General features: G+C 49.5%; 14 protein-coding genes. 1 reads left to right on the top strand and 13 read right to left on the bottom strand.

The window, feature by feature from the left end; all coding sequences use genetic code 11:
- The 7 genes from NST44_RS19585 to NST44_RS19555 form a co-directional block, all read right to left on the bottom strand.
- Window positions 1-963, bottom strand: coding sequence for an ABC transporter permease (locus NST44_RS19585; RefSeq protein WP_028405132.1), 963 nt, complete (start codon window positions 961-963; stop codon window positions 1-3).
- 225 nt (window positions 964-1,188) lie between these two features.
- Window positions 1,189-2,187 carry a hypothetical protein gene (locus tag NST44_RS19580; protein WP_340900452.1) on the bottom strand — a complete coding sequence of 333 codons (999 nt, stop codon included), beginning with the start codon at window positions 2,185-2,187 and terminating at the stop codon, window positions 1,189-1,191.
- A gap of 259 nt (window positions 2,188-2,446) precedes the next feature.
- Entirely contained in the window at window positions 2,447-3,766 is a 1,320-nt protein-coding gene (locus NST44_RS19575) for a HAMP domain-containing sensor histidine kinase (protein WP_007128254.1), read from the bottom strand.
- A gap of 17 nt (window positions 3,767-3,783) precedes the next feature.
- On the bottom strand, window positions 3,784-4,461 hold the full coding sequence (locus NST44_RS19570; RefSeq protein ID WP_007128255.1) for a response regulator transcription factor: 678 nt from the start codon (window positions 4,459-4,461) through the stop codon (window positions 3,784-3,786).
- Between the two features lie 185 nt (window positions 4,462-4,646).
- Entirely contained in the window at window positions 4,647-5,195 is a 549-nt protein-coding gene (locus NST44_RS19565) for a cysteine hydrolase family protein (protein WP_007128256.1), read from the bottom strand.
- Window positions 5,196-5,256: 61 nt separating this feature from the next.
- The gene (locus NST44_RS19560) at window positions 5,257-5,631 is read right to left on the bottom strand and encodes a winged helix-turn-helix transcriptional regulator (protein WP_007128257.1); all 375 of its coding nucleotides are present in this window, start codon (window positions 5,629-5,631) and stop codon (window positions 5,257-5,259) included.
- Window positions 5,632-5,648: 17 nt separating this feature from the next.
- Window positions 5,649-6,446 carry an AraC family transcriptional regulator gene (locus NST44_RS19555; protein ID WP_340900450.1) on the bottom strand — a complete coding sequence of 266 codons (798 nt, stop codon included), beginning with the start codon at window positions 6,444-6,446 and terminating at the stop codon, window positions 5,649-5,651.
- Window positions 6,447-6,568: 122 nt separating this feature from the next.
- Between NST44_RS19555 and NST44_RS19550 the strand changes: the two genes are divergently transcribed.
- Window positions 6,569-7,795 (top strand): MFS transporter, encoded by a 1,227-nt coding sequence (locus NST44_RS19550; protein ID WP_340900449.1) that lies wholly within the window; start codon window positions 6,569-6,571, stop codon window positions 7,793-7,795.
- A gap of 94 nt (window positions 7,796-7,889) precedes the next feature.
- Here NST44_RS19550 and NST44_RS19545 read toward each other — a convergent pair whose 3' ends face one another.
- From NST44_RS19545 to NST44_RS19520, 6 genes are all read right to left on the bottom strand, one after another.
- Entirely contained in the window at window positions 7,890-8,501 is a 612-nt protein-coding gene (locus NST44_RS19545) for an N-acetyltransferase (protein WP_340900448.1), read from the bottom strand.
- A 4-nt stretch (window positions 8,502-8,505) separates the two neighbouring features.
- Window positions 8,506-9,117, bottom strand: coding sequence for a TetR/AcrR family transcriptional regulator (locus NST44_RS19540; RefSeq protein ID WP_340900447.1), 612 nt, complete (start codon window positions 9,115-9,117; stop codon window positions 8,506-8,508).
- Window positions 9,118-9,452: 335 nt separating this feature from the next.
- The gene (locus tag NST44_RS19535) at window positions 9,453-10,121 is read right to left on the bottom strand and encodes a DUF998 domain-containing protein (protein WP_340900446.1); all 669 of its coding nucleotides are present in this window, start codon (window positions 10,119-10,121) and stop codon (window positions 9,453-9,455) included.
- Complete coding sequence (locus NST44_RS19530) at window positions 10,114-10,545, bottom strand: hypothetical protein (RefSeq protein WP_007128261.1); 432 nt, start codon at window positions 10,543-10,545, stop codon at window positions 10,114-10,116. The genes NST44_RS19535 and NST44_RS19530 overlap by 8 nt, the downstream gene beginning before the upstream one ends.
- A gap of 36 nt (window positions 10,546-10,581) precedes the next feature.
- On the bottom strand, window positions 10,582-10,710 hold the full coding sequence (locus tag NST44_RS19525; protein ID WP_007128262.1) for a hypothetical protein: 129 nt from the start codon (window positions 10,708-10,710) through the stop codon (window positions 10,582-10,584).
- Between the two features lie 473 nt (window positions 10,711-11,183).
- Complete coding sequence (locus NST44_RS19520; protein ID WP_340900445.1) at window positions 11,184-12,950, bottom strand: glycoside hydrolase family 2 protein; 1,767 nt, start codon at window positions 12,948-12,950, stop codon at window positions 11,184-11,186.
- Between the last annotated feature and the right edge of the window lie 11 nt (window positions 12,951-12,961).

Raw genomic sequence — 12,961 nt, 5'->3', positions numbered from 1 at the left:
TTAATAAAGCCCGGATTCGCCGAATTTTTTCGCCAGCCAGTTCGTGCCAAGCACAAGCGTTACGCCAACGACCGATTTAAACAGCCCGACGGCCGTGCTGTAGCTGAAGGCGCCTTGCGTGATTCCCATCGCGTAAACGTATGTGTCGAACACCTCGCCTACCGAGCGATTGAGCGGATTTAACATCAAATAAATTTGTTCGAAGCCGTTGTCCAGCACGCTGCCCATACGCAGAATCAGAAGAATTACGATGGTGCTGCGAATGGCTGGCAGTGTGATATGCCAGAGCTGCCTCCAGCGATTCGCCCCGTCGATCGTCGCGGCCTCGTATTGCTCCACGTCGACGGCCGACAGCGCCGCCAGGAAAATGATCGTTCCCCAGCCGCATTCCTTCCAGATCGTCTGCAAAATGATGACGGGACGGAACCATGACGGATCGGACAGAAACTGGATTTTCTCCCCCGTATATTGGTATAGCAGCTCGTTGACCGTGCCGCCCTCCGTGGTCAGGAACACGTACGTCAAACTCGCTACGATTACCATCGATATAAAATGCGGAACGTAAATCATCGTTTGAATCGTGCGCTTAAAGAACGAAAGCCTTACCTCATTTAACAAGAGCGCCAATATAATCGGAGCGGGAAAAAAGAAAATGAGATTATAAAACGATAACAGCAGCGTATTGCGCAGCAGCATAAAAAACTCGGGGTTATTAAAAAACAGGCGGAAATGCTCGAAGCCCACCCATTCGCTCTTCAAAAAGCCGGTAAACGGCTGATAGTTTTGAAATGCCAGCAATACCCCCCACATCGGCACATATTTAAATACCAAAAAATAAAGCAAGCCTGGGAGCAGCAACAGGTAGAGCCATTTGTCCCTGCGCAGCCTTGCCGCGAAGCTCGTGCGGTAATCCGCCTGCTTGGACGTTTGCGGGAAGTCCCTTTGAGCCGTAGCTTGCTTCATCATCATCCACCTCCATATGTCGTTCATCGCCTCGCGAGCGGTGTGGCCTTATTATGCAGCAGCGCTTTCTTTTCCGGCAATGAGACATTTTTGAAGGCTGAAAGAGCCGTGGCGATCGGCATTCTTAAAGAAAGTGCAAAGTGTGCAAAAGAGTCAAAAGACGTCCGAACATAAAAAAGCTGGTAACCTTGACGAGGCCACCAGCTTCTCTAGCGCACGAAAGTGTTAGATCGCTTCATTTTCACTCGATAGACCCTGATGCTGTTCACTCATGGCTTGCCGCCGATCATGCAGCACCAATACAAGCATCATTCCCATCACGATGCCGAAGATGATCCCGGCCTGCGTGGTCAGCATCCGAAGCACCGGGTGCTCAGGTGAGAGCTGGGAATCCGTGCGAATCGCAGAGAAGAGATTATACGAAAATAACATGCCTGAAGATACCCATACGGCTGCCATCCGGGGGACAAACCGCCGTGATCTGCTGCGGGAAGTAAGGACAATTAATCCCCATGCTCCGGCGAAGGACCATGCGCCCGTGCTTAACGTCAGCAGATGCCACCACATGTCGCGCTCTTCCAATCTGGCCGGATCAATGCCGATCGTCCCTCCCGCCGCCCAGAATACCTTGATCATGCCAAGCAGGATACATCCTATGCCAACAAGTCTCCCCATGATTTGCTGCAGCCTCAAGGTATTCCCGGGCAATTGGCTATAATCCATCGAATTGCCGAAAGCCTCCGGCCAGCGTGTCCTTGCGTATCCTGCCATGGCGAGCGGAAGGCAAATGCTGACGCCAACCAGCGATAGCATAACGAATAATTGTTCCAAGGCCCATACGCCGGCGGCACCGGCCTCCTGATCCCGAAGCATGGCAGCCGGGCCCAGTACCGGAGCCAAGAGCAGCATAGGAACGAGCAGACCGGTACCTATCCATACAGGGATGGCAACCAGCCATGCAGGCAGACGCGCCCCCCAGGGCATGCTGAATGCTAATGCAAGCAGGATTCCGATCGCTGCTATTATGGCGGTAGCTGCGTTGATTGCTCGCCAACTGGTGTCGCCCATTTGTTCAGTCGGAATGAATAGCCCTAGCGTCCAAGCGATTTTAATCAGAAAATACGGCATCACCGATATGGCAGCTCCATAGCCATATCTGCGCCGCATGGTTGACCATCGTGAAGCCTGCCTCTCTTCCAAAGCTGTTGTGCGATCATACCTCATGCTGGATCACTTACCTCCTTACACACGCTAATTGTGTATCCCATTCTATCTCCCGAATCGAAAAGTAAAGCGACCACAAGGTTAAGATTAGGTTAATAATTGCATCATATGGTTCACAGCGCTCTCGCATCATCGAGATGCATAAAAAAAGCTGCTTGTAAGTCATCTCAAACGACTTGTAAGCAGCTTCAATGTCAAAAAAGTCGGCATTCTTAAGGCTCTCTTAAGCAGGCCTTGTCTTCCGTACCCAATCTGTTAGCTATTTCGTTTCTTTCCAAATGGAAAACGTACACCCCGTGGAGCTGGATTCCATTTCCCACTGCATTCCCATCTCCTTGGTCATCAGCGAAACGATGGATAAACCAATACCGGCGCCTTTCTCAAGAGTCTTATTGCTTATACCGGGACCTCTGTCTCTAATAATGAGAGTCTGCTTCTGACTTTTCTGACCATCCGTCATATGAACCGCGATGTACCGGCCCGCTCCGGCGTGACGCACCACGTTTTGAAACACATTGTCGAGAATCCGATGCAGCCACATGGGATCCGCAGCCCAGATCACCGGCTCGTCAGGGAGCTCGACCTGAACCTCGAAATCCTTTGCTTCAAATACAGGATACCATTCGGCCACTCGATTCCGGACCTCCTCCGTTATATCGACGGGCTGCATGCTTATGGGATACTTCCCTGCCGACAGCAGCGAATAGGACAGGAGATTATCCATCAGCTTATCGACTTCATTCAGCTTCCTTTCAATGATGGAAAGCGACGTTTGCCCATGGGAGGATTCCGGGTTATTGCGAACCGTATGGATATGCTGGCGGATGACGGTCAATGGGGTGCGAAGATCATGGGACACGTTTGAAATGAATTGCTTGCGCAAATCTTCCTCTTCCCGCTCCCGCTGTTGACTTTCCCTGAGTTCCCGCACCATGCGGTTAAAGGCTCCTTCGAGCTCTCCGATTTCGTCTTTTTTGCTAATCGTGACCTCATTCGGAATTTCATTCTTCCCGCTAACGCTCATCGCTGACTGCAGCTTGATCAGTCTTTTGCGAAGCTTAACGAAGAATAGCCAAGACAGCCCCACGAAGCAGAGACAAATTATGAAAAACAAAAGGATCAGCGGCAAATTTCCCGCGAGCGACATCTCTGCTGATAGGATATGGGATTCAGGGAGCCGCATGACCATAAACCCTTGCTTGGGATCGCCACCGATCAGCGAGGCTAAGGTAAACGATCCTGGTTTATGTCCTTGCATCTGAAGTGAGAGCACATCCTCATAATCCCACTGCGCTGGTGTATCATCCGAAAGGTCTTGGACCGCCTGCGTTTTGCCCGACGGATCAACCCAGAATATTTCGGCATCCGGAAACTCCTCATTCAACTCGGCCAAGCGGTTAAGGATCGTATCCCGATCCGTCCCGTTCAGCTTCATGGCCTCTTGCTGCCATATACGGGTGATTTCTTCCGGACGGTAAATCGGATGATTGCTAAGGAGATAGCCCGGAAAATAAAACATCGCGGGAATGACCGGCCAAAGCAGCATAGCGGTCATAATGAGGATCAGGTACTTTGTCATTAACGAGCCTCGGATTTTCATGCCCGCACCCGGTATCCGACGCCGCGGATGGTCTCGATAATTTGGGGAGAAGCCGGATCCTGTTCGATTTTCTCCCGCAAATGGCGAATATGGACCGTTAATGTTTTATCCCCCGCCAAATGCGGTTCGCCCCATATCGCTTCATAAATCTGCTTCTGCGTTAAAATGTGATTCAAATGGTCAAGGAAATACATAAAAATATGAAATTGCTTACCTGTCAGCACAATCTCATCCTTCGATTCCGTGTGCCATATCCGGTTACGATTCCGGTCGATCGTTAAATGACGGATCTGAAGAAGTTCCGGTTCCGAAACGCCCGTGCGTCTAAGAAGCACTTGAATGCGGGCCAGCAGCTCATCCGGATGGTATGGCTTCGTCATATAATCATCGGCAAAAGACAAGCCCGTAAGCTTATCCTCAATGGCCGTTCTCGCCGTTAGCATCATTATGGGCAGCTCTGGCCTCTGCCGCTTGATCCGTTGACCGACCGTAAAGCCATCCAAGCCCGGCAGCATTATGTCGACGATAACCAAATCACAGCGTTCTAATGCTTCCTCTACGTCATAACCGGATGTCTTCCATATGACCTCATAGCCGTGCCCGCTTAAAAAGTCTCTGGACCAGGCACCGATCTCCTGATCGTCTTCAATATACAAAATCGTGAATGTCTTCATTCATCTCGGACTCCTAAATAGTGGTATATGAGTAGTCTAGCATATCATGGCTGTAAGGGAATGAAGATTCGCTAGAATTTCCAGAAAACATAAAACCACTGATCCAGGATCAGCGGCTTATGTATATCATTTATCATTTCAATTGTTCATGAGCTCTTCCATGTCCTTATAGGACATAGCCTTAATCAAATCAGCTCGTTCAGACTGCTAGTATTCCTTACTTGCGCAAAGGTATCTTGTAAGGATGCCATAAATGTTTGATGAACGGTTTGGGCTGGGATCACGGTTCCGTCCCATTCTATATCCCTGGTCGCACATGCATCGCTCAGCAACAATACTTCATAGCCCAAGCGACTTGCGCTTCTCACGGTAGAATCAATACAGATGTGGCTCATCATGCCGCATACGACTAACCGCTTGGCCTGAATGGATTCAAGATGCTGCTGCAGTTCCGTTTGATAGAAGCTGTCAGGGGTATGTTTTACAATCACTTTTTCGTCTGACCGGGGAGCTACTGCTGCATGAATGTTAATCCCTTCCGTACCGGGAAGAAAGAATGTTGCGTGTTCATCTAGCAGGATGCACTGAATATGGACAATGGGTAAATTCTTTTCCCGGAACAGCGTCAATGCCTCTTGAGCGCGGGCAGCTGCTTCATCGGAATTGTACAGCTCATTTCTCCCTCCCTTGAAATAATCGTTCTGAATGTCGACAATTACTAAAGCTGTATTCATCGTTCATGTCTCCTTTACTCGTAGTAAAGGTATTATAATATCGGGAATTACCACCCGTGAATTACCCACTTTTTTGTGGGTATGGGATGCCTTTTCGATCGAGAAGCTCGGTTTGCCCAAGCTCCACCATATATTCAATTCCGATCTCTTGCATGATCAAGACCGCATCTAACAATCTTCTTCCGCGTGCAGTGAGATAGTACTCTACGTGCAGCGGATAACCTTCCGTTTTGATTTTATCCACGATTCCGCAAGATTGGAGCTCCCTTAAATGCTGCAGCAGCATTTTTTGGGTGATCTGGTCAATTTCACGCTCTAGCTGCGCTAAGGATGTGTTCCCGTTCTTCAGCTGATAAATGATCATGGTCTTCCATTTGCCTTTAATAATGTCATGGACAATCTCCAGCGGGCAGTTACATACTTCTCGAATGATCATAAACTCACCTCTATGCATCATAGCCGGGTTTTCCGGTATTGTTCCGGCGTCATGCCGGTTGTTTTGGCAAAGGCTCGAAAGAGCTGGCTTGGGCTCGCAAATCCGAGGTTGAAACTAATTTCCGTAACCGTTGCGTCAGACTGCTGCAGCTGCCGGATCGCTTCCCTTACCCGTAGCTGAAGTACATATTGATAGGGGGTTACGCCCATCAGGGATTTGAACGTACGAATAAAATGATAACGACTTTGCATAGCTAAGCCTGCCAGGGTGCTAATGTTGAGCTGTTCCGTGTAATTTGCGTGTATGTATTCCAGCACACGGGCGTGATGCTGGTTATGTTCTTCATGGGAGATCTGCATCGCAGGGCTGACAGGTAATCCCCCACTCCAGATCAGCTCCTGCAGATCGGATATCATGCGAGTCTCCAGCTCTTCCTCTTCCAACGGGTCGTCCAGATCGCGGTTCATCATGCCTGAGGTCCATTGCCCGAAATACCTTGAAATCCGCTCCACGTCAAACTGCTGCCGGTATTGCGGTTCTCGCTGGCTTGGAAGTCCTTGAGGATACATGCTTTCCTGCCTGACTCGAATGATGACCAGACTCGCACCATCGCCGATATGCAGCGAATGCTGGTCCCGGGGCATAAGCACGATCCCTTCCCCTGGAGGGAGGGACAAATATTTATGTTCGTGCTGGAAATGACAGGTCCCCTTTATTGGAATCGTAATCTGGAATTGATCCTCGTGTGTATGCGGCGTATTTTCGAACGAGCTGTAAAATCGATGGATTTCCACTCGTGGTAATATGATCTGCATTCTCAAGTACCTCACCCCACTAAAGTATAGCATAAAGTGCTCCGTCCAAAAGGCAATTTTCGCTGCGACTTTTAAAGTGGCGATCCGCTATCATGAAAAAAACAAATGAGGATGTGGGGGATATGTCAAAAACGGTAATGGCGGGGAATACGACGGAAAAAACGGCATTAGTCGTACTGCTGGGAGTCAGCTTCGCCCACCTGCTAAACGATGCGATGCAGTCGGTGGTGCCCGCAGTGTTTCCTATTTTTCAGCAGCAGATGCAGCTGAGCTATGCCGAGATCGGATGGGTTGCTTTTACGCTCAATATCACGGCTTCCATTCTGCAGCCGATCATCGGGTTTTATACCGATCGTAAGCCGCTGCCCTTGCTTCTTCCGTTAGGAATGGGCTTTTCCCTTTTGGGAATGGCAGGGTTGGCATGGTCTCCATCGTTTTGGTGCTTGCTCATCTCTGCGGCCTTGATCGGAATCGGTTCCTCGGTGCTGCACCCGGAATCCTCCCGTGTGGCCCATTTGGCGATGAATCACCGTCGGGGACTAGCACAATCCGTGTTCCAAGTTGGCGGCAACACAGGTCAAGCTTTCGCCCCGCTTATGGCTGCTTTCATCATTGTTCCGCAGGGGCAGGCAGGCTTCCTGTGGTTTACCATCATTGCCGGCTTCGGAATCGCGCTGCAGCTTGGCGTCAGTCGTTGGTACAGCCAGCAATCCCGCCCTCTGCAAGCAGCGGCTCAAGCTGTCGATCGAGTGAAAAGCAGCTTCAGGAAGAGCTTTATCGTTTATGTGCTCGGCATTCTGATCCTTATGCTGTTCTCCAAGTTCGTGTATCTGGCCAGCATGACCGGTTATTATGCCTTCTACTTCATGGATAAATATCATTTGCCGTTAAGCACCGCTCAGATCAGCATCTTTGCTCTCCAGTTCGCAGGTATGGTCGGAACGTTCCTCGGCGGCCCGTTAGCCGACCGGTTCGGTCGCCAGAAAGTGATTTGGTTCTCGATTCTGGGCACATCGCCTTTTTCGCTCCTCCTTCCCTATGTCGGGCCGGCAGGCTCGGTCGTTGTATGCGCGGTAATTGGCTTAATCCTAATGTCCGGGTTCTCGGTCATTATCGTCTATGCACAGGAATTGCTTCCCGGTCATGTAGGAACGGTTGCGGGTTTGTTCTTTGGACTGGCTTTTGGGATGGGCGGTTTAGGGTCGGTTATGATGGGGTGGCTGATGGATACCCACGGAGTGGAACGGATGATACAGGCGTGTGCTTTTCTGCCGTTATTGGGATTATTTGCGCTGCTTCTGCCCTCTGATCGTGTGATTATGGGAAAACCTAAGTCATTTGTCGCTTAACTGAAGGGATAAAGGGAGGGTGCTCGTTCAATTACTCAATATGGCAGCTTAGACACTCCGAAAAAAAAGTTAACTTTCAAACGGGCTCTGACGATTATACCTCAGAGCCCGGCTTTTTAATGAGCCTGAGCGATACGTTATGATTGATCCCGATTTTCTTTGCTCGATGGCCGGGGATCTCCCTGCGTTTGTATTCATTAAAGCCCAATTTATTATAGAGCTTTATTGCTGCCATATTGGTATCGGCGACTTCTTCAATCAAGTAAACCTCGTAAGGTGTATGCTCAAGGATATGTCGAATCAATTGCGTCGCTACGCCCTGTCCCCTGAATGCTGAAGCTGTCCCTACAAATTCAATAGAGCCTGTACGGGGTAACGGTTGAGCAAAAGGGGTTTCAAATTCCTTTTTAAGGAAAATGCCAGCCAATGTGCCTTTATACCAGCCTAGATGTTTGCGAAGCTCCCGTTTATCCAGTTTGACAGAAAGTGATGTTCCATTCGTGCAGGCAGCCATTCCGATCACTTGCCCCTTGTGTAATGCAACATAAAATTGATCCAGCACGAACATGTGGGCGAACGCTGCAGCAAGCTTTTTCGGATCCTTGGAGAAAAAACCTAGCCACTCCTTGAAGCCATCCGCAAATAGCTCCGATAATCCTGGTCTCACATCCAGCTCCGCTTGATCAGCCTTCACTACGGTTATCATGGGTTCACTCCCCTACCTTAAATAGAAATGCTGTCATGACCGACGGCGAGGGCATCTGAAAGTTGCTCTTGAGCAGGATTTTCATCTCGGCCAAACCCTGAATGGAGGCGTAAAAATAGACGGCCATCTCTTTCGCATCTCCCAAGCGGAACTCTCCAAGCTGCTGCCCCTTACGAATGAGCTGAGCCGTTGCATCAAGCAATCTGGCATTGATCTGGAGAATCTCCTCATGCAATTGGGAGTCCGTGCCTGCACTTGCGAACAGCGCTTGATTGATTAAGATCAGCAAATTGGCAAGCTCCTCCCCGTTCGACAGGTCGGTGTAAACTTCATCGATAAACTGGGCAATTAACTGCTTAGGGGATTGATCCGACTCGAATGAACGAATATTGCGTTTCAACCCTTCGACTGCATAGCCGACCAATTCGTTAAGCAACTGATCCTTTGTCCTGTAATGCCGATACAGTAACCCGATGCTAATGCCAGCCGTATCCGCGATGTCTTGAACACTCGTCGAGCCGTATCCTTGATGAACAAACAGCTGCATCGCCGCTGAACGGATCTTGTCTCTGGTGGCATTCCGCATTTCTTCATATTGCTCTTTGGTACGTGGCAAAATCATAACTCCTTTTTTGAGTGAGTTTTTACTCATTATAAAAAAGTTGAGCTGGAATTTCAACCCAATGAGTAAAAATAATCGTACTGCGAGGCCCCCCTTCGCAATTCCGCTATCATATAACTTGATAATGACATAGCAAAAGACCCAAGTTCTTGTCGATATGTCAACTGTACATGAACTTGGGTTTTCATCTAAATATAGAACTATATTAGAACAAACGCGGCTATGAACATAACGTCTGGTTATCGTTTTACAGATATTCAATCAAGCGAACGCTGATGTTTTCGCCGGCTCAATTCCGCCTCCCGTTGGTATCAACGATACAAGCTTGCTCATGCCCCTCCCTGCTTGCGGAGTTTGAGCGCATGCACCCCGACGATCAAGAGCCATGCGATGTCGGCAATAATCAAGAATCGCCCGAACAGACCTGCCAGAATATCAGGACCAAACCGGCCGTCTTGAGGGATTTGCAGGACGAATGCGAGCATGGCGACGAGCGCAATCCCGGTGCTAACGAGCAGCCGTTTATGAACGGGTCTCCATGGTTTGCTACGAGTTAACGCCAGGCTTAGCAGCAGAGCCGCGACCGGCGTATAATCGAGCATGGCGCCAATGGAATGCATCTTTCCGCTGAACGTTGCAGCCTCCGGGCTCACGGATATCGGATCGGTGACGAATACGGCCGCGATCAAGACGCCCGCCGCGCTTATAGCAAGGATAGCGAGCCCAATGTATCCCGTTATGGAGCGAATTTGCGGGAAAATTGCAATTGCAACGCCAATCTGTGCAGCAGCCAACAATCCAAATGCGAGTTGCATGAGCCATCCAACGCTGCCAAGCGCATATTCGCTAATAAAACGCCATGTAGGATCGAACTCCGGCTCCAGCACATGCAGACTGGCAAGAATAAGGACGAACAGCGTTCCACATAATACCGATCCGAAGGCGAATTTGGAAGCATTCGCAGATACCGGTTTTGCTGTAACTAGCAGTTTAGCCATTTGTCATCCCCCCAACAGCCGCAATTCTCCTCATCGACGATTCATATCCGCCGCCACCTGGATAGGTCCATGCACCCGTATTCGTATTCCCGTCTGAACTGAATGCTCCCTTGAAGTAAGTATTCGAGCCTTTCTCGCCGGCCCAAATGATTAGCGTGTCCCCTTCCATTTCGTAAACATAATCGAATGTGTTGCCCATCGTATCATAATACCGTGATTTGATGTCATGGCTAGGTTCTTCGCCAAATGGCTTTAAATGCCCGATAATCTCAATGCCTTTCACTTCTTGTCCATGCTGCATAAGCTGAACGCGTTGTATCAAGAAATATCCGCCTTCCATCCATTCATAGGTTACGGTGCCTTCTGCCCCTCCGCTGATTTGCCATGTACCGACTAAACGATCCAGCGATTGAAGATCAGTCACTTTTCATTCTCCTTTCATTGTTTAATTGGTTATTTCTTATGATTGATCTTTCTTCTTATCGGCGATCATCCTTTTTAGGTAATTGTCCAGTTGGTCAAGCCGCTCGTTCCAGATGGTTCGATGGTTCTGCAGGTAGCTTGCGGCAAAACTGTTGATAGCCGTCATAAGTCATCCTCCTTTTAGATACTCGAGCAATATCCCTCGGAAAAGGCGAGACCCTCTTCCCGCAGATATGGGTAGAATCCAGCCAATCTCCTAAGATCTGGAGAGGTCTGGCATCGTGTCTGCAGGTTCGCTGTCTGCTCATGCACCCAATATACACTTATACGTATATACATGTCAATGTATATAATTGATTTTCCAAAAATAATTGTTTCTAGTTCAAACTGCATGTAGGAACTCTTCCTTGAAAAAAAACGGAACTTCTTAACTGGAGCTGGAATTCGTTTGATTTGTCCAAGCTTTGTTTATGAACGACGGTAATTTGGCTGGATCACAACAAAAAAATAAACCACAGATGTAATCATCCGTGGTTTACTTCCAGATAAAAGCTTTCGGCGTTAGGATCTGCGAATCTGAATCTTCAAGAGAGATTGCTCCCGGAGATTGGGTCGCAAGGCTTCAATGCTTCAAGTTGCTCATGCCAGGTTTATGCTTCGAATCGAGTCCATATTCACTTTCGGCTTGCGCTCGATTGTCAGTAAGCCGTTCACTTCCTGCTGCACGTCCGTAATTTGCGTATAGCAGAATCCGCACACGTAAGGCAAGCTTTTTATCGCCAGCGTTATGCCTTCGTAACGCTTCAAAAATTCCTCATCGCTGCGAACCTGATTTCCGTAGCCCCAGCCCTCTTCGCTTGTAAAGGCGATGCCGCCGTATTCGCTGATAATGACAGGCTGACCGCGATAGCCATAGCCCTGCGCAAATGGGTATCGATGCTTGTTATGCGCGAACGCATTGCCTAAGAGTGCGTCTTTGTCCCGATAACGCTCTTCCAGCATGGCGCCCAGCTCTTCATAGTCGTGGAGCGTAATAATATCCGATACCGTATGCTCCCATCCGTCGTTCACAATCACCGGCCGCATTTGATCGAATGCCTTGGTCAGATGATAAATCGACTCCGTAAACTGCTGCTGCATGCGATCGGTAAAGATCTCGGATATTCCCCATGACTCGTTAAACGGTACCCAGGTAATAATGGAAGGATGGTTATAATACTGCCGAACGATTGCCATCCATTCATTCGTGAAGCGTTCTACGGCATCGTCGCCGAATTCGTAGGTTGACGGCATTTCCGACCAGACCAGAAGACCTTTGCGGTCGCACCAGTATAAATAACGGGGATCCTCCAGCTTCTGATGCTTGCGCACACCGTTAAAACCGAGCGCAAGCGTTTTGTCGATGTCTTCCAGCAGCGCTTCCTCCGATGGAGGCGTCAGATGCGTCTCGCTCCAATACCCTTGGTCCAGCAGCAGCCGCTGATAAAGCGGCGTATGATTCAGCAAGATTTGATCTCCTACGATCCGGATGCTTCGCATGCCGAAATAGGAATAGACGGTGTCGATCGGTTGCCCGTCTTGCTTAAGAATCATCTCGACGTCGTATAAGTTCGGATGATCCGGGTGCCAAGGCTTGATCTTCCATTCACCCGCCGCTTCGTTCACGACACTGACGTCGACCGTTACCGTACTGCGTTCGACGCTCGTTTCCGAAGATCGGATCAGCTTTCCGTCAAACCGGACGATCGTCTGAAGGGTTACTCCGTCGTAACGAAGCCCTGTATTCCCCAATTCATAACAGAAGTTCGCCGCCCCCCGTTCCAGGTCCGGCGTAATTTTCACCCTGCGGATATGGACCGGGTTCACGTATTCCATCCACACGGTCTGCCAAATGCCGGTGGTTTGCACGTACCAGCAGCCAAAGCTGTCCTTCATCCAGCGCTGCTTGCCGCGCGGCTGCATGCAGCTGTTGCTGTCCATAGCTCGAACGGTAATTCTGTTCTCCCGGCCAAGCTCGACCGCTTCGGTAATATCGAACGAAAATGCGGCATATCCTCCCTCATGCGTGCCGATCCTCCTGCCATTGACCCATAGAGTCGCCGCGTAATCGACGGCTTGAAAATGCAGCAGGATCCGCTTTCCCGCTGCCTCATTAGGAACGGTAACCGACCGCTCATACCACACGCAAGGATGGAATGTTTCGTCTCCTATGCCGCTGGCCTTCGTTTCAAATGTGAAGGGGACCGTAATTTTGCGGTCAGCATCTAATCGTTCGAACCACTTGCCGCTTTCCCCCTCCAATGCATCGTCGAACCGAAAATCCCATTCCCCGTTCAGATTTTCCCATTCTTCACGTACCAATTGCGGTCTGGGATAGTCCTTAATATACTTGTGCGAGCTTGACATTCTGTTCCACT

Origin of the sequence: Paenibacillus sp. FSL W8-0919 (genome assembly GCF_038003785.1) — a bacterium.
GTDB classification, from domain to species: Bacteria; Bacillota; Bacilli; order Paenibacillales; family Paenibacillaceae; genus Paenibacillus_AQ; species Paenibacillus_AQ lactis.
The sequence above is the reverse complement of the archived record's forward strand: the minus strand, read 5'-3'. Positions and strand labels throughout refer to the sequence as shown.

What these genes read in the sequence shown, in the direction of transcription:
- NST44_RS19585 (WP_028405132.1), bottom strand. Translation starts at nt 963, where the DNA reads ATGAAGCAAGCTACGGCTCAAAGGGACTTCCCGCAAACGTCCAAGCAG.
- NST44_RS19580 (WP_340900452.1), bottom strand. Translation starts at nt 2,187, where the DNA reads ATGAGGTATGATCGCACAACAGCTTTGGAAGAGAGGCAGGCTTCACGA.
- NST44_RS19575 (WP_007128254.1), bottom strand. Translation starts at nt 3,766, where the DNA reads ATGACAAAGTACCTGATCCTCATTATGACCGCTATGCTGCTTTGGCCG.
- NST44_RS19570 (WP_007128255.1), bottom strand. Translation starts at nt 4,461, where the DNA reads ATGAAGACATTCACGATTTTGTATATTGAAGACGATCAGGAGATCGGT.
- NST44_RS19565 (WP_007128256.1), bottom strand. Translation starts at nt 5,195, where the DNA reads ATGAATACAGCTTTAGTAATTGTCGACATTCAGAACGATTATTTCAAG.
- NST44_RS19560 (WP_007128257.1), bottom strand. Translation starts at nt 5,631, where the DNA reads ATGATCATTCGAGAAGTATGTAACTGCCCGCTGGAGATTGTCCATGAC.
- NST44_RS19555 (WP_340900450.1), bottom strand. Translation starts at nt 6,446, where the DNA reads ATGCAGATCATATTACCACGAGTGGAAATCCATCGATTTTACAGCTCG.
- NST44_RS19550 (WP_340900449.1), top strand. Translation starts at nt 6,569, where the DNA reads ATGTCAAAAACGGTAATGGCGGGGAATACGACGGAAAAAACGGCATTA.
- NST44_RS19545 (WP_340900448.1), bottom strand. Translation starts at nt 8,501, where the DNA reads ATGATAACCGTAGTGAAGGCTGATCAAGCGGAGCTGGATGTGAGACCA.
- NST44_RS19535 (WP_340900446.1), bottom strand. Translation starts at nt 10,121, where the DNA reads ATGGCTAAACTGCTAGTTACAGCAAAACCGGTATCTGCGAATGCTTCC.
- NST44_RS19525 (WP_007128262.1), bottom strand. Translation starts at nt 10,710, where the DNA reads ATGACGGCTATCAACAGTTTTGCCGCAAGCTACCTGCAGAACCATCGA.
- NST44_RS19520 (WP_340900445.1), bottom strand. Translation starts at nt 12,950, where the DNA reads ATGTCAAGCTCGCACAAGTATATTAAGGACTATCCCAGACCGCAATTG.